The sequence below is a fragment of the Kitasatospora sp. NPDC059462 genome (genome assembly GCF_042749955.1).
GTDB lineage: Bacteria > Actinomycetota > Actinomycetes > Streptomycetales > Streptomycetaceae > Kitasatospora.
The window spans coordinates 50,053-72,119 of sequence record NZ_JBHYUU010000003.1 but is presented as its reverse complement, the minus strand read 5'-3'; the positions used below and the strand labels follow the sequence as shown (position 1 = coordinate 72,119).

The following is a 22,067-nucleotide window of genomic DNA, read 5'->3' as shown; positions in this document are numbered from 1 at the left end:
TGCGGGGGGACGGTCGCGGATCGCATGGTTCCTGTCCTGGCTTGCGTTCGGGGCCTGGGACGGGGCCCCGCCGCCCGCGGGCACGGGCGAGGTGTGGTGAGGGTACGGAATCGAGCTGAGCCGGATGCTATCCGCTGGCGGGCCCTCAGGTCACGGCGAAGGGTCAATCAGGCCACGGGGGAGAACCCCCAGTTCAGTGGCACACGAAGCAAGTCCCGCACACCGCACGGGAGTACGGGGAAACCTGGCGGGGCCGTACGCCTACCGACGAGTAGGGTGTGTCCGGAACCGGCCCGGGCGCCCGCTCAGCGCCGCCGGAACACCAGCCGGCCGGCCAGCACGGTGGCCCGGCACTCCCCGGCCCCCTCCCCCTCCGGCCGCCCCTGCGTCTGCCCCTGCACCTGACCCAGCCCCTGTACCGGCGCCTGAACCCGCCCCTGCGACGGGAACACCCCGCCGGGGGCGAACACCGCGAAGTCCGCCCGGCCCCCGGCCGCCACCCGGCCGTGCACCGCCTCGGCGAGCGGCAGCACCGCCAGCGGGTCCAGCGGCCCGGCCCCGGCGCCCGCCTCCACCCCCGCACCCGTGCCCGCCCCCGCGTCCGCCCCGCCCCCCGGCAGCACGGCCAGCCCCGAACGGGCCACCGCCGTCCGCACCGAGGCGCGCTCGAACGGTCCGGCCACCGCCGTCACGCCGCAGCCGAGCATCCGCTGCAGCCCGCGCCGGGCACTGCCCCCGCAGCGCGTCTCGTCCCGCTCCCCCGCCAGCCCGTCCGGCACCGGCTCGTCCCCGACGCCTTCACGCGGGTCCGGGTGGTACGCCCGCTCCAGCAGCCAGTGCCCGTACGGGTTGCGCAGCCCGGGCGTGAGCAGCGCGTCGCCCCAGTCCCGGACCCGGGCGGCCGGGTGCGCCGCCGCCAGCCCGGCGTACGGGCCGACCGCCTCGACCAGCTCGCCGCGCACCAGCACCGCCCCGTCGGCGAGGGACGGGGCGGTGGGATCGGCCGGGTCGGGCAGCACGAGGGCCGCCCGGTGCAGGGTCAGCACGGCGGGACGGGACCTCAGTCGTTGTCGAGGATCTTCAGCTCGGGGTGCGCGGTGCCGCCCTCGATCGCGGTGGAGGCGATGTGCGAGGCGACCCGCGGGTCGACCGGGTCGTTGGCCGGGTCGTCCAGCACCCGCAGGTGCTCGTACGTGGTCGAGCGCTGCGCGGGGACGCGGTCGGCGGCCCGGATCAGGTGGATCAGCTCGGTGAGGTTGGACCGGTGCTTGGCGCCGGCCGCCGAGACCACGTTCTCCTCCAGCATGACCGAGCCGAGGTCGTCCGCGCCGTAGTGCAGCGACAGCTGGCCGGCCTCCTTGCCGGTGGTCAGCCAGGAGCCCTGGATGTGGGCGACGTTGTCGAGGAACAGGCGGGCGATGGCGATCATCCGCAGGTACTCGAAGACGGTCGCCTGGGTCGACCCCTTCAGGTGGTTGTTCTGCGGCTGGTAGGTGTACGGGATGAAGGCGCGGAAGCCGCCGGTGCGGTCCTGCACGTCGCGGATCATCCGCAGGTGCTCGATCCGCTCGGCGTTGGTCTCGCCGGTGCCCATCAGCATGGTGGAGGTGGACTCCACGCCCAGGGTGTGGGCGGTCTCCATGATCTCCAGCCAGCGCTCGCCGGACTCCTTGAGCGGCGCGATCGCCTTGCGCGGGCGCTCCGGCAGCAGCTCGGCGCCGGCGCCGGCGAAGGAGTCCAGGCCCGCCCGGTGGATCCGGGTGATCGCCTCCTCGATGGAGACGCCGGAGATCCGCGCCATGTGCTCGACCTCGGACGCGCCCAGCGAGTGGATCACCAGCTGCGGGAAGTCCGCCTTGATCGCCGAGAAGGCGCGCTCGTAGTACTCGACGCCGTAGTCCGGGTGGTGGCCGCCCTGGAACATGATCTGGGTGCCGCCCAGCTCGACGGTCTCGGCGCAGCGGCGCAGGATCTCGTCGAGGTCGCGGGACCAGCCCTTGTCGCTCTTCGGCGGCACGTAGAAGGCGCAGAACTTGCACGCCGTCACGCAGACGTTGGTGTAGTTGATGTTCCGCTCGATGATGTACGTCGCGATGTGCTCGGTGCCCGCGTAGCGGCGGCGGCGCACCGCGTCGGCCGCCGAGCCGAGCGCGTGCAGCGGGGCGGAGCGGTAGAGCTCCAGCGCCTCCTCCGGGCTGATCCGGCCACCGCCGGCCGCCCGGTCGAGCACGGCCTGCAGGTCGGTGCTGGGCGCATCGAGGGTGGTCGCTGCGAGCTCGGACACCTGGCGGCCTTCTCTCTCTCGGGTACTGCACGTGCTACGTGTGCGGCGGGTGCGACGACCCCGTGCCGGGGCACCGGGTCGCATCCGGTTCAGCCTACGCCAGCGCTCCGCGGCGCCCGCGCCAGCCCGCCCGCCCACCACGCCCCGCCCACCGCCACGACCGCACCGCCACGACCGCCCACCGCGGCGGCGTCCCGCGGCGGCGTCCCGCACGGCCCCGCCACCGGAGCCGTCCGGGACGGCCTCGCTCAGGCCACCGGCGCCGGCGCCGGCTCCAGCAGCCGCACGGCCACGTCGGGGGCGAAGCCGCTGTCATGCGCGACCCGCCGGGCGAACTCGGCGACCCCGGCCAGCTGCCGCTCGCCGAGCGAGAAGTCCAGCGCCTCGCTGAAGTACCGCTCCAGCACCCCCGCGTCGAAGGCCTCCCAGCGGGCGGCCTGCTCGGCCACCTCACGGGCCTCCACCAGCGAGAGGTCCCGGGACTCCAGGAAGGCCCGGTGGACGGCCGCGGTCAGCCCGGGGCGCCGCTCGGCGAAGTCGCGGCGGGCGGCCCAGACGGCGAAGACGAACGGCAGCCCGGTCCACTCCTTCCACATCTCGCCCAGGTCGTGCACGGCCAGGCCCTGTTCGGCCGCCTGCCCCAGGTAGGCGCGCAGTGCCGGGTCGCCGATCAGCACGGCCGCGTCGGCCTCGGCGAGCATCGCGTCGAGGTCGGGCGGGCAGCTGAAGTACTCCGGCCGGACCCCTTCGCGCTCCTCCAGCAGCAGCCGGGCGAGCCGGACCGAGGTGCGGCTGGTGGAGCCGAGGGCGACCCGCCGGCCGTCCAGCTCGGCGAGCGGCAGCTTGCTGACGATCACGCAGGACATCACCGGACCGTCGCTGCCCACGGCGATGTCCGGGAGCACCAGCAGCTCGTCCGCGTGCCGCAGGTACTCCACGCAGGTGATCGGTCCGATGTCCAGGGAACCGTCGACCAGCTGATCGCTCAGCTTCTCCGGGGTGTCCTTGGTGAGGTCCAGATCGAGCAGATTGCCGGTCCTGGCCAGCCCCCAGTAGAGGGGTACGCAGTTGAGGAACTGAATATGCCCGACCCGGGGCCGCGCCGGGGTGTTCTCCCGGGGCTCCCGCGTTTCCGCATCCGGTACTGCCACTGCGCCGCTCCCTTGCTGTTCGTGCGCCTCCCCGCAGCGTATGCCCGCCGTCCCGGGAGTCCCGCACCGCCCTTCCGGGACGCACCGGGACGACCCGCCGGAGCCCGCACCGAGCGTCACAACGGCCTTACGACACGCGCTGTCCAGCCCGTAAGTCACCCCTGGTCGTCACAGCAGCCGCATGCTAGCGTTGCCCTCAGTTGCAGTTTGATTCCCCTTGCAGTACTTGAAGCCTGCGGAGCATGTAACCGCAGGCTTTTTGTAGTTTTTCAGCAATATCGAAAAACTCCGGACCCGTCCGGAGGCAGGGCGATCAGCGCAGCGGACCGGGTGGCCACACGGTGTGGTCCCCGACACGTCCCTCGCAAGGAGAACGGCATGGCTCAGGGAACCGTCAAGTGGTTCAACGCTGAGAAGGGCTTCGGCTTCATCGCCCAGGATGGCGGCGGCCCCGACGTCTTCGTCCACTACTCCGCCATCAACGCGAGCGGTTTCCGCTCGCTGGAGGAGAACCAGGCGGTCAGCTTCGACGTCACCCAGGGCCCGAAGGGCCCGCAGGCGGAGAACGTCACCGTTATCTGACCATCCTCAATGATGATCTGATCGCTCGGGACCCCATCGGGTCCGCCGACGGCCCGCGGCCGTCACCATGAGCACAAGAGCTGCAGTACCCAAGGGGGCCCGCCGTCCGGTGGGCCCCCTGCCTTGTGCCCGCCCGCCTCGCAGCGCGCCGGGCGCCCGGGGCCGCCGGCCTCCGGGCCCGCCGCCGCCGCAGCAGCAGCAGCAGCAGCAGCGCGGGAACGCCGAAGGGCCCTCCTCCCGTCCCGGGGAGGAGGGCCCTTCGCGGTACCCGTGCGAAGGAGCGTCAGGCCGTCGCGGCGGCCTGGTTCGGACCCTTGCCCTGGGGCGGGATCACGGCCGGGGCCTCGTCGTAGAGCTCACCGGTGGGGTTGTTGTAGGCGACCAGGTCGAGGGTCTTCTCCCGGGCCGCGACCAGGATCGGCACCAGGGCCTGACCGGCGACGTTGGTCGCGGTGCGCATCATGTCGAGGATCGGGTCGATGGCCAGCAGCAGGCCGACGCCCTCCAGCGGCAGACCCAGGGTGGAGAGGGTCAGCGTCAGCATGACGATCGCACCGGTGAGACCGGCGGTGGCCGCCGAGCCGATCACCGAGACGAAGGCGATCAGCAGGTAGTCCTTGACCCCGAGGTCGATGCCGTACACCTGGGCGACGAAGATCGCGGCCAGCGACGGGTAGATCGCGGCGCAGCCGTCCATCTTGGTGGTGGCGCCGAACGGCACGGCGAACGAGGCGTACTCGCCCGGGACGCCGAGGCGCTCGGTGACCCGGCGGGTGACCGGCAGGGTGCCGACCGAGGAGCGCGAGACGAAGGCCAGCTGGATCGCGGGCCAGGCGCCCTGGAAGAACTTGACCGGGTTGAGGCCGGCGGCGAACTTCAGCAGCAGCGAGTAGACGACGAACATCACCAGCGCGCAACCGACGTAGACGTCCACGGTCAGCGTCGCGAAGGGCTCCAGCAGGTCCCAGCCGTACTTGGCGACGGACTTGCCGATCAGGCCGAGGGTGCCGAGCGGCGAGAGGCGGATGACCCACCAGAGGGCGGTCTGGACCAGTTCCAGCACCGACTCGCTGAGCTTGAGGATCGGCTCGGCCTTGGCGCCGAGCTTGATCACGGCGGCGCCGGCCACGATCGCCAGGAAGACGATCTGCAGGACCTCGACCTCGGTGAAGGCGGTGACGATGTTGGTCGGGAAGATCCCGGTCAGGAAGTCGATCCAGCTGCCGGTGGACTTCGGCGGCTTGAGGCCCTCGGTCTTGAGGTTGGTGCCCTCGCCCGGGTTGGTCAGCAGGCCGAGGCCGAGGCCGATGGCCACCGCGATCAGCGAGGTGATCGCGAACCAGAGCAGGGTGCGAACGGCGAGGCGGGCCGCGTTGGTGACGTTCCGCAGGTTCGCCACGCTCACCAGGATCGCGGTGAACACCAGCGGCGGGACGGCGAGCTTCAGCAGCTGGACGAAGATCCGGCCGATCGTCTCCAGGGTGGTGGCCAGCCAGGAGATGTCGGCCGCGCGGGCCAGGTAGCCGAGGCCGACGCCGAGCACGAGGCCGGCGACGATCTGGACCCAGAACGGGGTCTTGCGGATTCTGGCGAGCACGGACGGCGACGAAGTCGCCTCGGGCGCTGTGGACATGACGGTGCGGCTCCGGGGGAGGCGTTGCTGGTGGTGAGGCGGGGGGTGAGGACGGCGGCACGGCACGCGGGCCGGACGGGAAGGGGACCGGCCCCGGTCAGGGGCGTGCCGCCTGAATACAGCTCATGGCGCGACAACGACGCGGGCTGTCCACAGCACCGGACAGACGACACGCGCGGGCGGCGCCGGGCAGCGGGCCCGGGCCGAGCGGCGAACGTGCGTCTGAGGTGGTCACGGCCGACACATTAGCAGTAAAGCTTTGAGATGTTCAAAGTAGTTGTTTGAGTTCTGGGTACGGACCGATTGACCGGTCAACAGTTATACGTATAACTTGGTGGCATCCCCCGCCCGCCGCCCGCCCAGACCGGAGAATCCCGCCCATGGGCTACCTCGCCCTGCTCCGCGCCCCGCACGTCGGCCGTCTCCTCTTCGGCACCCTGCTCGGCCGCCTCCCGGCCGGCATGACCGCCCTGGTGATCGCCCTCGCCCTGCGCGAGGTCCACGCGCCGTTCAGCCGGATCGGCCTGGCCACCGCCGCGTACGCGATCGCGGCGGCCGTCGGCGGACCGGTGCTCGGCCGGATCGTGGACCGCACCGGGCAGCCGCGGGTGCTGCTGGTCTCCGCGGTGATCGCCGGCAGCGGGTACGCCCTGCTGGCCCTCGCCCCCGGCTCGGCGGTGGCGGCCCCGCTCGGCGCCGCGATCGCGGGCCTGGCGATGCCCCCGCTCGAACCCTGCCTGCGCTCGCTCTGGCCGGACGTCGTCGAGGAGGAGCAGCTCGACACCGCCTACGCCTTCGACTCCGCCTCCCAGCAGATCCTCTACGTCGCCGGTCCGCTCGCGGTGGCCGGCATCGCGGGCGCGGTCAGCGCCGTCGCCGCGCTCTGGGTGGCGGCCGCGCTGGGCCTGATCGGGGCGGCCGTCGTCGCCACCGCCGCGCCGGCCCGGGCCTGGCAGGCCCCGCCGCGCGCGCACTCGGCCGGCCTGCTCGGCCCGCTCCGCTCCCCCGGTTTGGTCCTGCTGCTGATCGGCCTGGCCGGCGCCGGCTGGGCGGTCGGCGCGCAGAACGTGCTGTTCATCGCGTACGCCGAGGCCCGTGCCGCGGACGGCCTGCCCGGCGGTGCGGGCACCCTGCTGGCCCTGGCGGCACTCGGCGGACTGCTCGGCGCGCTCGCCTACGGCGCGGTGCCGTGGCGCAGCCCGACGGCCACCCGCACCTGGCTGATGGCGCTCGGCATGGCCGTCAGCTACCTGCCGCTGGTGCTGCTCCCCGGGCCGGTCGCGATGGCCGGGCTCGCCTTCCTCTCCGGGATCGCGCTGGCCCCGCTGCTGGCGGCGGCGTTCGTCCTGGTCGCCGAGCTCGCGCCGACCGGCACCGTGACGGAGGCGTTCGCCTGGCTGGTCACCCTCTTCGCGACCGGCAACTCGCTCGGCTACGCCGTCTCGGGCCACCTCGCGGAGGGCTCGCTGCGCCCGGTGGCGCTGTGCGCGGCGGGCGGGATCGGCCTCGGCGCCGCCCTGCTGTTCGGCGCCCGCCGCTGGTTCCGGCCGGCCGCCGCGTCGGCCGGGGCGCGGCCGCTGCCGACCGGACCGATGCCGGTGGGCTGACGCCCGCCGCATCCCCCTGGACGTGACTGCGCCCGTCGGACCGGGTGGTCTGGCCGCCGGGCGCAGTCACTTCTTCGTCCCTTCGGCCCGCGGTGGCGGCCTCGGCCCCGCCGGGTGGAGATGACGGCCGGGTGCGCCGCGAGGCCGCGGCACGATCCTTCACCGTGCGGAGCGGCCCGCACGGCGCACCGCACCCGAACGCACCGTCAGTCCAGCGCCGGGGCCGGGGCCTCCGTGGTGGAGGAGCGCCGCACCAGCGAGGTGGCGAGCGGCGGCACCGGCGCGACCGCCTCGCCCCGGAGCAGTCCGGCGAGCGCCGCCACCCCGGCCCGGCCGAGCTCCTCGCCCGGCAGGTCGACGGTGGTCAGCGGCGGGGCGAGCAGCGCGGCCACCGGGACGTTGTCGATGCCGATCACCGAGAGGTCGGCGGGCACCCGCAGCCCGCGCTCGGCGGCGGCCTGGTAGACGCCGGAGGCGACCACGTCGTCGTCGCAGATCACCGCGTGTGGCCGGTCCGGACGGGCGAGCAGCCGGTGGGCGGCCTCGCGGGCGGCCGGCTGGCCCTCGTTCAGGCTGACGCCGAGCTCGACCACCTCCAGGCCGAGCCGGCGGACCGTCTCCTCGAAGGCGCCCTGGCGGACCCGGAAGGTGTACGCGGAATGGGTGGAGCGCAGCCGGCCGATCCGGCGGTGGCCGAGCCCGGCGAGGTGTTCGACGGCGGCCCGCATGCCGCCGGCCACGTCCAGCTCGACGGTCGGCCGGGTCCGGTCCGTGCCCGGGTCGGCGTCCAGGAAGACGACGGGGGTGTCGGCGGGCAGCTCACCGAGCTGGCTGTCGTCGGGGGAGCAGATCAGCAGGCCGTCGAAGCGGCTGGTGGTGGCGGCCTCGGCGAGCGTGGCGCTCCCCCAGCCGGAGCTGACCACCACGGCCAGGCCGTGCCGGCCGGCCTCCTCGTGGACGCCCTCCAGGACCCGGCCGAAGAACGGGCCGAGGATGTTCGGCACGGCCAGCAGGATCATCCCGCTGCGGCCCAGCCGCAGCTGCCGGCCGGCCGCCTGCGGGCGGTAGCCGAGGCTGCGGGCGGCCTCGCGGACCCGCTCGCGGGTCGCGTCGGAGACCCGGCGGCCGGCCTCGGAGCCGGAGAACACCAGGGAGACGGTGGCCTGCGAGACCCCGGCGAGCCGGGCGACGTCCCGGCCGGTGGGGCGGCGGACCGGGGCCGGCCAGGTCCCGGGCGCGGGCCCGTCGGCCCGCCCCGCCCCGGCGCCGGCCGGTGCGGGGACGCCCGGCGCGGTGCTGTCCGGCGCGGCGCTGTCCGGCGCGGCGCTGTCCGGCGCGGCGTTCTCCGGCACGACGGCGCGGGTCAGTTCTGCGGGGCGGAGGCGGCGGAGCCGGGGGCGGCCTTCTTGGCGGCCGCGGCGCGGGCGGCGTCGTCCGCGGCGTCCTCCTCGGCGTTCTGCGCGGCGATCCTGGAGGCGGTCCGGGAGCGGATGCCGTCCACCCTGCCGGAGATCTCGGCCGACATCTCGTCGCGCTGGCGGCTCAGCAGCGCGTAGCTCAGCGGGGCCGAGGCGACCGCGGCCAGCAGGAAGAGGAAGACCACGCCCGCCTCGCCGGAGACCGGGATGACCTGGAAGTGTCCGAGGAGCAGCGCGACCAGCAGGCAGCCGAGGAAGATGGAGACCCGCATCGAGGTGTACCGGAGCGTGGCGTGCGACTTCTTGCTCACATTGCTGCCCACCGGGGACACATCCTTCACTGCGCTGGGAACCGGGCCGGTCTCCCAGTGAAGCATGCCCGACGCGCCCGGCGGGGAACGGGTCCCGCCGGGCACCGCTCCGCCGAGCGCGCGATCAGCGCAGGTCCAGCCACATGATGACGTCGTCGCGGTCGTCGCCGGGCGCGACCCGGATGGTGGCGGGCACCCGGCCGACCTCGACGTAGCCGCTGCGGGCGTAGAACGACTCCAGGCCGAGCCCGCCGCGCACCTGGAGCTTCAGCCCGTCCAGGCCCCAGCCGCGCGCGGTCCGCTCGGCCTCGGCCATCAGCGCCGCGCCGTGGCCGCGCCCCTGCAGCTCGGGGTGGACCATGACCTTGGCCACCAGCCGCCAGTGGTCCATCGGCCCGAACCGCATCGACTCGAAGACCAGCAGCGCGGCCAGCCTGCCCGTCGCGGTCTCCCGGGCGATCAGCAGCCGGTCCGGCCCGGCCGGCGCCACCCCGGCGAACTGCGCCACCCCGGCGGCCCCGACCTCCTCCTCGGTCACCTGGTGGACGAAACCGACGGCCCCGCCGGCGTTGCTGGCGGCGGTCCACAGGGCGGTGATCTCCGCACGCAGCGCGGGGTCGAGTTCCGGGTCGAGGGTGAAGGTGAGCGTCATGGCCCCGGAGCCTAGCCGCCCCTTACGACAGGACGGCCGCGCCTCAGGACGGGGCCGGGGCGGTCCGCTCGGCGGCCCCGGACCGCAGCGCCAGGCAGAGCAGCACCGCGACCGCGCAGAGCCCGCCCGCCGCGTACCAGGCGAGGTCGTAGTCGCCGAGCGCGTCCCGGGCGAAGCCGGCCAGGCCGGCCACCACGGCGGCGCCGATCTGGTGGCAGGCCAGCGCCCAGCCGAAGACGATCGGCGCGTCCTCCCCGAAGTGCCGGCGGCAGAGCGCGACGGTCGGCGGCACGGTGGCCACCCAGTCCAGTCCGTAGAAGATGACGAACGCCAGGATCGGCGGCTCCAGCGAACCCGCGAACAGCTGCGGCAGCACCAGCAGCGAGAGCCCGCGCAGACCGTAGTAGACGATCAGCAGCCGCCCGGCGTCGAAGCGGTCGGTGAACCAGCCGCTGGCGACGGTGCCGATCACGTCGAACACGCCGATCAGTGCGAGCAGGCCCGCCGCCGTGGTGACCGGCAGGCCGTGGTCGTGGGCGGCCGGGATGAAGTGGGTGCCGACCAGCCCGGCGGTGGTCGCGCCGCAGATCGCGAAGGAGCCGGCCAGCAGCCAGAACGCCCGGCTGCGGGCGGCCTGCCGGAGCACCCGCAGCGAGCGGGCCAGCACCCGCTCGCCGCCGGCCGGGGCGGGCGGCGGCTCGGTGGCGCCGTACGGGAGCAGGCCCAGGTCGGCGGGCCGTTCGCGCATCAGCAGCAGCACCGGAACGGCCACCGCGCTGGCCGCCAGCGAGACCACGACCACCGCCGAGCGCCAGCCGTGCTGCTCGACCAGCCAGGCGCCGAGCGGCAGGAAGACCAGGTTGCCCGCCGCACCGGCGGCCGTCAGCACCCCGGTGACCAGCCCCTGCCGGGCCCGGAACCAGCGCCCGGTGATGGTGGTGGCGAACGCGCCGGCCATCGAGCCGCTGCCGAGGCCGACCAGGATGCCCCAGCAGAGCACCAGTTGCCAGGGCTGGCGCATCAGCATGGTGAGCCCGGCGCCGACCGAGATCGTCAGCAGCGCGCAGACCACCACCAACCGCACCCCGAACCGGTCCATCAGGGCGGCGGCGAACGGCGCGGTGAGGCCGTAGAGGGTGAGGTTGACCGAACTGGCGCTGGATATCGTGGCCATCGACCAGCCGAACTCGGTGTGCAGCGGGTCCATCATCAGACCGGGTGTGGACCGGAAGCCGGCCGAGCCGAGCAGCACCAGCAGGGAGACGCCGGCCACCACCCAGGCGTAGTGCACCCGGGGCGTGCGAGCGGGCGCGGGGAGCGCGTCGGTGGGGGTGGTGGGATCAGCGGGGCCGGTGGGGGCGGCGGTCTCGTTCACCCGGCCGAGTCTTCCGACGGCGCGGAGCGACGACGAGGGGCGGGGCTGCCAGCTTCCGCCGGAATCGGGCCAACCGGGGGCGGGAACCGGCCGACCGGAAGCGGCGGTTCGCTGGGCGGGCCGGGTGGCCGAAAGGGATCGCCCGTGACGGGCGGATCGGATGGCGGCGGGCCGCGCGCACCCCGAGCACGGCACGGCCGGCCGCCATCCAACCTCGGCACACGGGCCCTGAAGCCGTGCCGATCCCTCCGCACTCGCCGAGGAGCCAGCGCACGACCGGTCCACGGCGCCCCTGCTGACGTGGTCCCCCTGGACAGCAGCACCGCAGCGGCGTTCGGGTGTTCCCTCGGCGTCCCCTCGCGACGGAGCGCTGCACCCAAGAGTGATCAGTCGGATACGTCACGTCAATGGGTAGTCGGAAATTCGGAATGGTTGCGTCAGCTTTCGGCCCGACGACGGACCTAAGGCTGCGCCAGGGCCACCCAGTCGACGGCGGCGAGCGGGTCCGCGGGCCGGGCGTCCGGGCTGATCTCGCACCAGACCCGCTTGCCGGTGCCGTCGGGGTACCAGCCCCAGCGGTCGCAGAGCAGTTCCACCAGTTCCAGGCCGCGCCCGTTGGTGGCGTCGACGTCCGCGCCCGCGTGCCGGGGGGCGGGGGCGACCTGGCTGGCGTCGGCGACCTCGACCCGCAGCGGGCCGACCGTCGCCGCCTCGCGCACGCCCTCGCTCCCGGGGCCGCCCGGGGAGGCGCCGGGAGCGGCGCCCCGGTGGTCGTCCAGCGGGAAGCAGAGCCGCAGCACGGCCGGACGGCCGGTGTGCACCACGGCGTTGGTGACCAGTTCGGAGACCACCAGGACCACCGCCTCGGCGATCGGCGCGTCCGGGTCCACCCCGTGGTTGAGCAGCCGCGAGCGGGCCCACCGGCGGGCCCGGCCGACCTCGGCGGGGTCCGCCCGCACCGCAAGCTGTACCTGAAGAACCTGCACCGCTCCACCACCCGCACTCGCAGTTCGGCCACCGTCTCGGCCGGGCCCCGGTCGCCCGTCCGGCCCGGGCGCGCACCGGGCCCGCCGTCCGCCGGGGCGCCGCCCGGCGGGTGACCGCACGTCGCACCCGCCGCGGCGCGCCCGCGCCACGTCGTCCGTCGCGCACCGGCCGCGACACGAATACGCCTCAGGATGGTTCGGCGGGCGGACCGCAGCAAGCGCTTCGGGCATATTCCAGCGATCGGGGGACGGGCACGGCATACTGTCCCGTTCACTCTGGCGAGCCCCGGACCGACGACCGCCCGGCCCGGCCCGACCCGGCCCGGGCCGCGACGCAGAGGCGAACCTACCGCCGTCCGCCCCTCGCACCGCACCCGCCACTCGCGAACCACCCGTGCGACATATGTCCAACCACCTTCGAACAGCACGGCCCCGGGATCCACCGCAGATCCCACGATCCGACGATCCGAAGCCCCGGCCTCCTGTTCTTCACCGAATCCACCCGGCGTCCGAACCGTCCGGGTTACCGTGGGACGCGTCAGCGGCCGGTCCGGCAGGAGGGTGGTGACCGGTGGCCAGCACCGACGGCGCCCCGCGCCGGGACGAACAGCTGCAGCGGCGCCTGGCCCGCGGCGAGGAGACCGCCCTCGGCGAGCTCTACGACCAACTCGCCCCGATGGTCCACGGATTGGCGGGCCGGATACTGGCCGACCAGACCGCGGCGGCGCAACTCACCCGGGAGATATTCGCCCACGTCTGGGAGCACCCCGAGGCCTTCGACCCGGCCCGCGGCTCGCTCCGCTCCTGGCTCGGCGCGCTGACCCACCGCCGTGCGGTGGACCGGCTGCGGGCCCGCCGCGCCGCGGAGGCGGGCCCCGCCGGGGAGACGGAGGACGAGATCCGCGCGATGGCCACCGCCGCCCGGGTCCAGTACGCGGTCGCCGCCCTGCCGCAACCGCTGCGTGAGACCATCGCGAAGTCCTACTACGACGGCCGCACCTACCAGGAGACGGCCCGTCGGCTGGGGATCAGCGAACAGGCCGCCAAGGAGCGGATGCGGCAGGGCCTGGAACTGCTCGCCGCCGAACTGGAACAGGAGCGCGCCCGGCACCGGGGCCCCGCCCCGGCCGGGCCCGAACGGGCGGACCCGGAACCGGCGGTCGCGGAACGGGCGGTCGCGGAACGGGCGGTCGCGGAACGGGCGGACACCGAACGGGAGCGCGGGCGGCGGCAGGAGGGCGGGGGGACGTGACGATCACCGACGAGCAGCACGAGGCCCTGCGCTCGCTGCTCGGCGCCTGGGCACTCGGCGCCGTCCCGCCCCGCGAGGCCGCCGCGTTCGAGGCCCACCTGGCCGGCTGCCCGCAGTGCTCCGACGAGGCCGAGCGGCTGCGCGAGGCCGCCGGCTGGCTCTCCGTCGAGGAGCCGCTGGACCAGCCCGCCGCGCTGCGCCGGCAGGTGCTGGACTGGTGCCTGGCCCGCCGCCCGGCCGACCTGCCCGTCCCCGCCTGGGGCCTGCCGTACGCCGCCGAGACCGCCAAGTTCGACGCCCTGCTGCGCGACCTCGGCCCGGAGGAGTGGCAGGAGGTCGCCGAACTGCCCTGGCACGGCGGCACCGAGTACCTGCGCCCGGCCGAGGTGCTCTGCCACCTCGCCGCCGTGGACGGCTACGTGGCCGTCGCCCTCGGCCTGCCCGACCCCGTCCCGGGCGGATCCGGCCCCGGCTCCGGCTCCGGTGGCGGGGCTCCCGGCGGCGCCGGACCGGCGGCCGAGCGCCGGGTCCCGCCGCAGGAGCCCGTCCTCCCGCCGGTCCCCCGGGTGCCGCCGCAGGCCGGCCGGCCCTGGGCCCGGATCGCCGACCGCACCGCCCGGCTCACCGCCGAGCAGGCCGGACAGCCGCCGCAGCGGGTCCGGGCCCGGTGGCGCCGGCACTGCCACGAGCTGGTCCGTTCGGCCGCGCTCGCCCCGCAGGGCAACACCCCGGTGGACTTCGGCTTCGTGACCGTCCCGCTCCGGGACGCCTTCGTCGACCGGGCCTTCGAGTGCTACGTGCACGGCGAGGACGTCGCCCGCGCGGTCGCCTACCCGTACGCCCCGCCGGCCCCGCAGCACCTGCGGCAGATGATCGACCTGGCCGTGCGGATGCTGCCGCTGGCCCTGGCCGGGCAGCGGGCGGCCCGGCCCGAACTCGCCGGGGCGCCCGCCGGCGCCCCCGGGCCCGCCGACGGGAGGACGGCCGGCCGACGGATCCGGCTGGTGATCGACGGCCCGGCGTCCGGCGAGTGGCTGATACCGCTGGACGGCCCGGACGCGGGACCGCCCGGCGGCGAGCCGGTGGCGGCGATGGTGCTGGACGGGCTGGAGTTCTGCCAGCTGGCCGCCGCGCACCGCGACCCGGACCGGCTGCCGGTCGGCGAGCACGGCGACCGGGCCGCGATCCGCGAGGTGCTGCACGCGACGCCGCTGCTGTCCCGGCCGTAGCCCCCCGGCAGGGCGGCGGCGTCGGGCGGGCGGGCGCGTCAGGCGAAGACGACCGTCCGGGTGCCGTTCAGCAGCACCCGGTGCTCGCTGTGCCACTTCACCGCGCGGGCCAGCGCCTGGCACTCGACGTCCCGGCCGAGCGCGACCAGCTGGTCCGGCGTGACGTCGTGGGTCACCCGGGCCACCTCCTGCTCGATGATCGGGCCCTCGTCGAGGGCGGCGGTGACGTAGTGCGCGGTGGCGCCGATCAGCTTCACGCCCCGGGTGTGCGCCTGGTGGTACGGCTTGGCGCCCTTGAAGCTCGGCAGGAAGGAGTGGTGGATGTTGATCACCTTGCCGGAGAGCGCGGTGCACAGCCGGTCCGACAGCACCTGCATGTAGCGGGCCAGCACGACCAGCTCCACGTTCTCCTCGGCGACCAGGTCCAGCAGCCGCTGCTCGGCCTCGGCCTTGGTGTCGCGGGTCACCGGGATGTGGTGGAACGGGATCCCGTAGCCCTCGGTGAGGTCGCGGAAGTCGGTGTGGTTGGAGACCACCGCGGCGATCTCCACCGGCAGCGCGCCGATCCGGGTGCGGAACAGCAGGTCGTTCAGGCAGTGCCCGAACTTGCTGACCATGAGGACGATCCGCAGCTTCTCGTCGCTCGGGTGGATCTGCCAGTCCATCCCGAACGAGGCGCCGATCGCGGCGAAGCTCGCCCGCAGCTTGTCGAGGGTCACCGGCTCGGCGGCGGAGAAGTGCACCCGCATGAAGAACAGACCGCTGTCCCCGTCACCGAACTGCTGGCTGTCGATGATGTTGCACCCGGTCATGAAGAGGTAGCTGGAGACCGCGTGCACGATGCCCTGCTTGTCGGGGCAGGACAGCGTGAGGACGTACTGGGCGCTGGCCGGCTGCTGTTCCACGGTGGTGGTATCCCGTCCTGAGCTCGTGCGGATGTGGACGCTCCAGCGTGTCACACTCCGGGAGGCCCCCCTCCGGCTGCCCGCACTGCGGGACGGACCGCCCCGGACCGGGGCGGCGGCCCGTTCAGACCTGGGTCAGGATCCGCAGCACGTCCAGCGAGCGCGGCGGGACGTCCGGGTCCTCGCCGTCGTTGACGGCCAGCCTGACGTGCGCCTCGCGGGCCGCCCGGACCGCCTCCGGCCAGCCGTGGTGCTCCAGGTAGGCGGAGGCCGGGGCGTCCGCGCCGACCTCGTGCAGGATCCGCACCACCCGCAGCACCGCGACGTCCACCAGGGTCGCCTCGGCGGAGTCCCGGAAGATCGTGCCGACGTACTTCTCGGCCGACCAGCGGTCCAGCCAGGTGTCCTCGACCAGGCGGTAGACGGCGTCGGTGACGTCGCCGTACCCCTCGCGGCCGGCCAGCCAGGCGTCCCGCTGGAACCCGGGGTCGGAGAGCATGTGCAGCGCCGAGCGGAGCCGGGCCCGCCAGCGCCACCAGGGCAGGTCGTTGAGCGGCATGCCGCCCATCGTGCTGGAGCGGTGGCCCGGACGAGAAGGGTTTCGGGCAGACCGATACGAAGATTCTGTGCTGGCGGACATGGGGATCGATCGTACGTTCCCCCACCGTTCGTGCTCCACTCCCGATCTACACGCGTCCCCACCCGGATTTCCGCCCCCGTTTGCCGGCCGTTGGCTGGGCGGTCCTCTCGGCTTGCGACACCGGGGATTGGCTGGAACCGGTGCGCAGCACAGCGCCCAGGGAGGGAAAGACCGATGACCAGCCGTAGGGGCTCGTCCCAGGCCATGCACCCGATCGCGGGACGGCGCCGCCGGCGCCCGATCGCTGCCGTCGCGACCGCCGCGGCGGTGCTCCCAACCCTCTTCTCGGCCTCCGCGTGCGGCGGACCGGCCGATGCCGCCACCGGCAGCGGCGATCTCACCGTCATGACCTGGGCGCCGTCCGACACCGGATCGGCCGACCGCCCCGGGATGACGGCCCTGGCCGAGGCGATCGGCCGGGACGTCAACGTCAAGGGCGGCCTGCACGGCCGCCGGCTGCGGGTGATCACCTGCAACGAGCACAACACCTCCGACGGCGCCAAGGCCTGCGCGCAGCAGGCGGTGGACGCCAGGGCGGTGGCGGTGCTGGGCTCCTACAGCCAGTACGGCGACGACTTCATGCCCGCCCTGGAACGGGCCGGCATCCCGCTGATCGGCGGCTACGGCCTGTCCCAGCCGGAGTTCAGCAGCCCGCTGTCCTACCCGGTGGGCGGCGGCATGCCGGCCCTGATCGGCGGCAGCGGCCGGCAGCTGGTGGAGGCCGGCTGCAAGACGGTCTCGCTGATCCGCCCGGACACCCCGGCCGGCGACAACCTGCTCGGCTACCTGGGCAACGCGCTCAAGCCGGCCGGGATCAAGCTGCTGGACGTCAAGGCGCCGGAGAAGTCCAACGACTACTCCCCCGAGGTCCGCAAGGCGATCGGCGGTGACCAGCCGGGCGGCTGCGTCACCAGCGCGCTGGGCTCGGAGCCGACCGGCAACCTGCTCGACGCCTTCCGCCGGACCGGCGCGAAGAACACCCGGATCGCCTCGGTGATCGGCAGCGTCCAGCAGTCGGTGGTCGACTCCACCGGCGGCGACAGCGGCCCGCTCGCGGGAGCCTTTGTGACCGGCTGGTACCCGCCGGAGTCGGCCAAGATCTGGGACGGCCTGCGGGCGGTGATCCGCGCCGACACCGCCGGGCGGACCATCGACGCCGCCGACCCCGGGGTGCAGACCACCTGGGTGGCCTACGAGGTGTTCCGCCAGGTCGCCGACCGGCTGGCCGCGGCCGGGCGCCAGATCAGCAGCAAGACGGTCACCGGGCTGCTGGACAGCGGCGAGCAGATCGACGTCGGGCTCACCCCGCCGCTGAACTGGGCGACCACCAACATGCTGCCGTCCACCGAGTCGCCCCGGCTGGTGAACACCTGGGTCACCTACCAGGTGGTCAAGGGCGGGCAGCTGACCCTGCAGCGGCCGGGCTTCGTGGACGTGCGCTGGGTGCTCACCGGCGGCAAGCCGCCGGCCTGATCCGGCGCTGCGCCCCCGCGGTTCCCGGGGCCCGGCCGTCCTTCGGCCGGGCCCTTCGCCGTGTCCCGGTGTCCTGCGGCCGGGTCCGTGCCCCTGGTTGCGGGGTGCGGGCGGGTCAGAGGTCGCCGTCGGTGCGGGTGGGCAGGCCGGTCTGGCCGGCGACGGTGTTCCACAGCCCGGCCGCCTGCTTCTTGGCCGTGGTGGCGGTGCCGCTCGCGGCGACGGCGTTCTTGTAGTGCTGGTTGTCGTTCTTCTTCGGGTCGCAGCCGGCCTGGGCGTCCCCGGCCCAGGCCGCGTACTCGTCGTCGGCGGTCGCCGAGGCCGTCCACGCCGCGTTCAGCTGCTCGACCAGCTGCGGACCGCCGGGCAGCTTGTCGGTCTTCAGCCCGGCCAGCTTGCTCTGCAGCTCCCGGCGCTGCCCGGCCGCGGCGGTCAGCGCCTGCTGCGACTCCGGCAGCTTGTCGCACTTCTGCACCGAGGCGACCGCGCCGATCACGGCCTGCCGGCTGTCGTTGGCGGTGCCGAGCAGGTCGGAGAGCGCCTGGGCCTGCGCCTTGACCTCCGGGTTGACCGAGGCGGTCGTCGGGCCGGCGCTCTGGACGGTGGCGGCGACCGTGCCGCTGTCGGTGACCGGGGGGACGGCCTTCTTCTCCGTGCCGGACGTGTCGTCGTTGCCGTTCAGCAGCACCGCGACCAGGATCGCCGCCGCCACGCCACCGGCCACCACGCCGCCGATGAGCAGCTTGGAGGAGGAACGGCCGCCGCGGCCGCCGTCGCGCCCGGCCGGGGCCTCGCCCGGGTGGCCCGGCGCGGGCCGGTCGGCGTACCCCGGCTGCGCGGGCGGGTAGCCGCCCGCCGCCTGCGGGTCCGGGCCCGGGTACGGCGGCAGGTACTGGGTCGCCTGGGCCGGGTCGGCGGGGTGGCCCGGCTGCGGGGCGCCGCCCCAGGACGGCTGCGGGCCGCCCGGCTGGACCGGCATGGCCTGGGTCGGCAGCGCGCTGTCGCCGAAGTACTCCGGCTGCCCGGACGGCTGCCCCGGGTACGGCCCGGCCGGCGGCTGGGCGTGCGGCGGCTGCGCGTGCGGCGGCGGACCGGCGTGCTGCCCCGGCTGCGGGCCGTACCCCTGCGGCGGGCCCTGCTGCCCGGGCTGCTGTCCCGGCTGCTGCGGCTGCTGTCCGGGCTCCGGGCGGAACAGGTCGTCCAGGTTGAAGTCACCCGAGTTGGGGTACGAGCGGCGCTGGCTCAACGCGATTCCTCACCTGTGCACGACCGCGCGCTGACGGCGGACCACATCTCGTCGGTTCTTGGGAGCATCACAGTTCCTTGGACGTCGCGCCCACGCTACCGGTTCACCGAACCGGCCGACCACGTGGGCGGTCCATCCCTCACCGACCCTGCACGCTCTGCGCCGTCCTCCTCGACGGCCCCGGCTCAGGCCGCCTCCGCCTCCGCGCGGGCCTGGAACTCGCGGACCACCCGCTGCTCCCGGAAGGGCTCCAGACGGCGCCGGAACTCGTCCAGGTACTCCACGCCCCGGTTGGAGCGCAGCCCGCTCAGCAGCCGGACCGCCTGCGCCCCGGTCTCGCAGGCCCGCTCGACGTCCCGCTGCTGGAGCTGCGCCGTCGCCAGCAGCACGAGGTCCACCGCGCGGCGCCGCACCCGGGTCGGCGGGTGCAGGTCGAGCGCCCGGCGGGCGTAGTGCTCGGCCGGGCCGGCCTGTTCGAGGTCCCGGTGACAGTGGGCCAGTTCGTCGGCGAGGTAGGCGTCGTCGAAGTGGACGATCCAGTCCGGGTCGTCCTCCGGACGGCGCTTCTCCATCATCTCCAGCGCCTTGGCGGCCACCGCCTCGCAGGCCTTGGCGTCGCCGAGCAGGGCGTGCCCGCGCGCCTCGGCCGCGTAGAACATCGCCATCGCGGTCGGGGTGGCCACCGACCGGGCGCCCTCCTGGGCCGCCCGGGCGAGCTGGGCGATCTCCCGCGGGTTGCCCAGGGTCGCCGCCAGGTGGCTCATCGAGGCCGCCAGCACGTACCCGCCGTACCCCCGGTCGTCGGCGGCCTGGGCCAGCCGGAGCGCCTGGATGTAGTAGCGCTGGGCCAGGCCGGGCTGGCCGGTGTCCACCGCCATGTAGCCCGCCAGCTCGGTCAACCGCGCGACCGCGGCGAAGAGCTGACGCCCGGTCTCGTCCCGGTAGGAGCCGCCGAGCAGCCCGGAGACCACGCTGTTGAGGTAGTGCACCACCACCGGGCGCACGTGCCCGCTGCCGAACCGGTGGTCCAGGTCGACCAGCATCGCGGTGGTCGCCTTGACGGCCGCGACGTCGGTCGGGCCGACCCTGGTCCCGCCGGTGCGGGCCACCACCGGGTCGGGCGGGGTGATCAGCCAGTCCCGGCTGGGCTCGACCAGCGCGGAGGCCGCCACCGTCGCCCCGGTCAGGAAGTCCCGGCGGCCGACGTCACTGCGCCACAGCTCGCAGACCTGTTCCAGCGCCGCGCCCAGCGTCGGCGCGAACTGCAGGCCGATGCCGGAGCTGAGGTTCTTGCCGTCGGCCATGCCGATCTCCTCGACCGACACGCTGCGCCCCAGCTTGCGCCCGAGCGCCTCGGCGATCACCGCCGGCGCCTGCCCGCGCGGTTGCTGGCCGCGGAGCCAGCGCGCGACGGAGGTCTTGTCGTACCGCAGGTCCAGACCGTGCTCGGCACCGCAGAGGTTGACTCTCCGTGCCAGACCGGCGTTGGAGCAGCTGGCCTCCTGGATCAGCTGCTGGAGACGCTCGTTGGGCTGTCGTGCGACAAGTGGTCTCGCGGCCATTGGGCTTCGCCTCCCCACACCCTCCGGTCCCGGCCGGCGGGCGACGCTTTCTGCTGATCTCTGTTGCCGAGTTGCCGACTGTCCGACCGTTCAAGGAAACTGACACCAGGTTAGCGATCAGCAACGCCAGCGGGATACCCACGGTGACGATGCCGACCCCCCACGCGCCCGCCCATATGCTCCTGTGCGCCCCCACTGCGCCCACCCCGCCTCCCCCCGGCGCGCTCCCGCCCGGTCCGCCTCACCGGTTCGGGTGAAGAGCCCCCACCTGGCGCAATGACCGGGCCCCGGCCGTAACCCGGCTCACGCACGGTAGTTGAGCATCCCGTGGAGGACCTCGGCGATCTCCCCGGCCGGGGGCGTGACGCGCCGTCGTCCGCCGCCCGGCCGGTCCGGCCCGCGGCGGTGCGCCGACCGCCCCCGGCCGCACCCCTGGACTGCCGCCCTGCGCCGATCGGGTGAGGGCGTGCGCTGCGCGAGACCCCGCGCGCGAGTGACGGGCCTTGTCTCCCACCGGAGACGGGGCCCGTCATACGCATGTGCGGATAAGGCTTCGGTGTACCCGCTGGCCAGCGGCGAAAGCCCCTCGTACGAGTGACAGCGCTCAAGGATTGCCTTGATCGTCCGAGTGGGAGAACTTCCAGCGAGAGGGGCCGCCGGACGGGGCGCTCGGTCGGGGAAGCCGGGCGAGGCGGACGGGAGGGACGGAGGGGACGGGAGGGACGGGAGGGACGGGGCGGGGCCGCGGTACCGGCCGGGTTCGGGGAGGCCGGTGCCGCGGAGAGCGGGAGGGAACGGGAGGGGCCGGACGGAGCCGGGAGCGCGGGGAGCGCCCGGCCCCGTCCGGCGTTGCCCGGCCGTCGCGCCGGCTGTCACGTGCTCAGGTCGCCACGCACCCGGGGCGCCGCGTGCCCGGGGCGCCACGCACCCGGGGCGCCGCGTGCCCAGGTCCTCACGCGGCCGGCCCCCGGCGTGCTCAGGTCTGCGCGACGAAGACGTGCGCGGCGATGTCCTTGCCCAGCTCGGCCGCGTTCTCACCGGTGCCCACCAGCACCCCGCCGACCCCGGCGCTCACCCGCACCGTCGACCCCGGCCGGACCCCGGCCCGCCGCAGCGTGCGCATGAGCTCCCCGTCGGTCTGGATCGGCTCGCCGATCCGGCGGACCACCACGTCGGCGCCGTCCGCGCCCGGCAGCACGGCGTCCAGCGGGACGAGCCCGGCGTCGAAGCCCTCGCCCTCGGCCTTGGCGTCGCCCAGCTCGTCCAGCCCCGGGATCGGGTTGCCGTACGGGGACTGGGTGGGGTGGCCGAGCATGGCGAGCACCTTGCGCTCGACCGTCTCGCTCATCACGTGCTCCCAGCGGCAGGCCTCCTCGTGCACCTGCTCCCACTCCAGGCCGATCACGTCGACCAGCAGGCACTCGGCGATGCGGTGCTTGCGCATCACCCGCACCGCGAGCCGGCGCCCCTCCTCGGTCAGCTCCAGGTGCCGGTCGCCCGCGACGCGCAGCAGTCCGTCGCGCTCCATCCGGCCGACCGTCTGGCTGACCGTGGGACCGCTCTGCTCCAGGCGCTCGGCGATCCGGGCGCGCATCGGGGTGATGCCCTCCTCCTCCAGCTCCAGGATGGTGCGAAGGTACATCTCAGTGGTGTCGATCAGCCCAGACATCGCCGCTGGCTCCGTTCCTCGGTGTCCTCATCGCCAATTCTGACCTACCGCACCGACTGCCGGGCCCGCCCCGGGGCGGCGGGGGCGGCTTT

General features: G+C 74.5%; 19 protein-coding genes. 5 read left to right on the top strand and 14 right to left on the bottom strand.

All coding sequences use genetic code 11. The features are described 5' to 3' along the window. Window positions 1-305: 305 nt before the first annotated feature. The 3 genes from ACFXAM_RS01600 to ACFXAM_RS01590 all read right to left on the bottom strand — a co-directional run bounded on the left by ACFXAM_RS01600 (window position 306) and on the right by ACFXAM_RS01590 (window position 3,435). Window positions 306-1,046, bottom strand: coding sequence for a hypothetical protein (locus ACFXAM_RS01600; RefSeq protein WP_380286952.1), 741 nt, complete (start codon window positions 1,044-1,046; stop codon window positions 306-308). A 14-nt stretch (window positions 1,047-1,060) separates the two neighbouring features. Further along, the gene (mqnC, locus tag ACFXAM_RS01595) at window positions 1,061-2,284 is read right to left on the bottom strand and encodes a cyclic dehypoxanthinyl futalosine synthase (RefSeq protein WP_380286951.1); all 1,224 of its coding nucleotides are present in this window, start codon (window positions 2,282-2,284) and stop codon (window positions 1,061-1,063) included. Between the two features lie 248 nt (window positions 2,285-2,532). Continuing rightward, complete coding sequence (locus ACFXAM_RS01590) at window positions 2,533-3,435, bottom strand: menaquinone biosynthetic enzyme MqnA/MqnD family protein (protein ID WP_380286950.1); 903 nt, start codon at window positions 3,433-3,435, stop codon at window positions 2,533-2,535. Between the two features lie 378 nt (window positions 3,436-3,813). Here ACFXAM_RS01590 and ACFXAM_RS01585 point away from each other — a divergent pair, with 378 nt between their 5' ends. Continuing rightward, complete coding sequence (locus ACFXAM_RS01585; RefSeq protein ID WP_380286949.1) at window positions 3,814-4,017, top strand: cold-shock protein; 204 nt, start codon at window positions 3,814-3,816, stop codon at window positions 4,015-4,017. Between the two features lie 283 nt (window positions 4,018-4,300). On the opposite strand, the gene ACFXAM_RS01580 is transcribed toward ACFXAM_RS01585, so the two are convergent. Then, the gene (locus tag ACFXAM_RS01580) at window positions 4,301-5,650 is read right to left on the bottom strand and encodes a dicarboxylate/amino acid:cation symporter (RefSeq protein ID WP_380286948.1); all 1,350 of its coding nucleotides are present in this window, start codon (window positions 5,648-5,650) and stop codon (window positions 4,301-4,303) included. A 380-nt stretch (window positions 5,651-6,030) separates the two neighbouring features. Between ACFXAM_RS01580 and ACFXAM_RS01575 the strand changes: the two genes are divergently transcribed. Then, window positions 6,031-7,257 (top strand): MFS transporter, encoded by a 1,227-nt coding sequence (locus ACFXAM_RS01575; RefSeq protein WP_380286947.1) that lies wholly within the window; start codon window positions 6,031-6,033, stop codon window positions 7,255-7,257. 206 nt (window positions 7,258-7,463) lie between these two features. Here ACFXAM_RS01575 and ACFXAM_RS01570 read toward each other — a convergent pair whose 3' ends face one another. From ACFXAM_RS01570 to ACFXAM_RS01550, 5 genes are all read right to left on the bottom strand, one after another. Next, window positions 7,464-8,609, bottom strand: coding sequence for a LacI family DNA-binding transcriptional regulator (locus ACFXAM_RS01570; RefSeq protein WP_380286946.1), 1,146 nt, complete (start codon window positions 8,607-8,609; stop codon window positions 7,464-7,466). An 11-nt stretch (window positions 8,610-8,620) separates the two neighbouring features. Continuing rightward, window positions 8,621-8,998 (bottom strand): DUF4229 domain-containing protein, encoded by a 378-nt coding sequence (locus tag ACFXAM_RS01565; RefSeq protein ID WP_380286945.1) that lies wholly within the window; start codon window positions 8,996-8,998, stop codon window positions 8,621-8,623. A gap of 112 nt (window positions 8,999-9,110) precedes the next feature. After that, complete coding sequence (locus tag ACFXAM_RS01560) at window positions 9,111-9,638, bottom strand: GNAT family N-acetyltransferase (RefSeq protein ID WP_380286944.1); 528 nt, start codon at window positions 9,636-9,638, stop codon at window positions 9,111-9,113. A 43-nt stretch (window positions 9,639-9,681) separates the two neighbouring features. Beyond that, window positions 9,682-11,013, bottom strand: a complete 1,332-nt coding sequence (locus ACFXAM_RS01555) for an MFS transporter (protein ID WP_380286943.1) — start codon at window positions 11,011-11,013, stop codon at window positions 9,682-9,684. Window positions 11,014-11,474: 461 nt separating this feature from the next. Beyond that, window positions 11,475-11,999 (bottom strand): ATP-binding protein, encoded by a 525-nt coding sequence (locus ACFXAM_RS01550; protein ID WP_380286942.1) that lies wholly within the window; start codon window positions 11,997-11,999, stop codon window positions 11,475-11,477. Between the two features lie 571 nt (window positions 12,000-12,570). Here ACFXAM_RS01550 and ACFXAM_RS01545 point away from each other — a divergent pair. Beyond that, window positions 12,571-13,251: a sigma-70 family RNA polymerase sigma factor gene (locus ACFXAM_RS01545; RefSeq protein WP_380286941.1), complete on the top strand. Its 681-nt coding sequence runs from the start codon at window positions 12,571-12,573 to the stop codon at window positions 13,249-13,251. After that, window positions 13,248-14,480: a zf-HC2 domain-containing protein gene (locus ACFXAM_RS01540; protein ID WP_380286940.1), complete on the top strand. Its 1,233-nt coding sequence runs from the start codon at window positions 13,248-13,250 to the stop codon at window positions 14,478-14,480. Before ACFXAM_RS01545 ends, ACFXAM_RS01540 begins: the two co-directional genes overlap by 4 nt. A gap of 38 nt (window positions 14,481-14,518) precedes the next feature. Here the strand turns inward: ACFXAM_RS01540 and purU are convergent, their stop codons facing one another. After that, window positions 14,519-15,385: a formyltetrahydrofolate deformylase gene (gene purU, locus ACFXAM_RS01535; RefSeq protein ID WP_380286939.1), complete on the bottom strand. Its 867-nt coding sequence runs from the start codon at window positions 15,383-15,385 to the stop codon at window positions 14,519-14,521. A gap of 124 nt (window positions 15,386-15,509) precedes the next feature. Further along, window positions 15,510-16,025, bottom strand: coding sequence for a hypothetical protein (locus ACFXAM_RS01530; protein WP_350558189.1), 516 nt, complete (start codon window positions 16,023-16,025; stop codon window positions 15,510-15,512). A 174-nt stretch (window positions 16,026-16,199) separates the two neighbouring features. On the opposite strand from ACFXAM_RS01530, the gene ACFXAM_RS01525 reads away from it, so the two are divergent. Continuing rightward, on the top strand, window positions 16,200-17,498 hold the full coding sequence (locus tag ACFXAM_RS01525; RefSeq protein WP_380286938.1) for an ABC transporter substrate-binding protein: 1,299 nt from the start codon (window positions 16,200-16,202) through the stop codon (window positions 17,496-17,498). Between the two features lie 115 nt (window positions 17,499-17,613). Here the strand turns inward: ACFXAM_RS01525 and ACFXAM_RS01520 are convergent, their stop codons facing one another. The 3 genes from ACFXAM_RS01520 to ACFXAM_RS01510 form a co-directional block, all read right to left on the bottom strand. Next, complete coding sequence (locus ACFXAM_RS01520) at window positions 17,614-18,744, bottom strand: hypothetical protein (protein WP_380286937.1); 1,131 nt, start codon at window positions 18,742-18,744, stop codon at window positions 17,614-17,616. Window positions 18,745-18,929: 185 nt separating this feature from the next. After that, window positions 18,930-20,306: a transcriptional regulator gene (locus tag ACFXAM_RS01515; RefSeq protein ID WP_380286935.1), complete on the bottom strand. Its 1,377-nt coding sequence runs from the start codon at window positions 20,304-20,306 to the stop codon at window positions 18,930-18,932. 976 nt (window positions 20,307-21,282) lie between these two features. After that, the gene (locus tag ACFXAM_RS01510) at window positions 21,283-21,975 is read right to left on the bottom strand and encodes a metal-dependent transcriptional regulator (protein WP_380286934.1); all 693 of its coding nucleotides are present in this window, start codon (window positions 21,973-21,975) and stop codon (window positions 21,283-21,285) included. Window positions 21,976-22,067 lie beyond the last annotated feature (92 nt).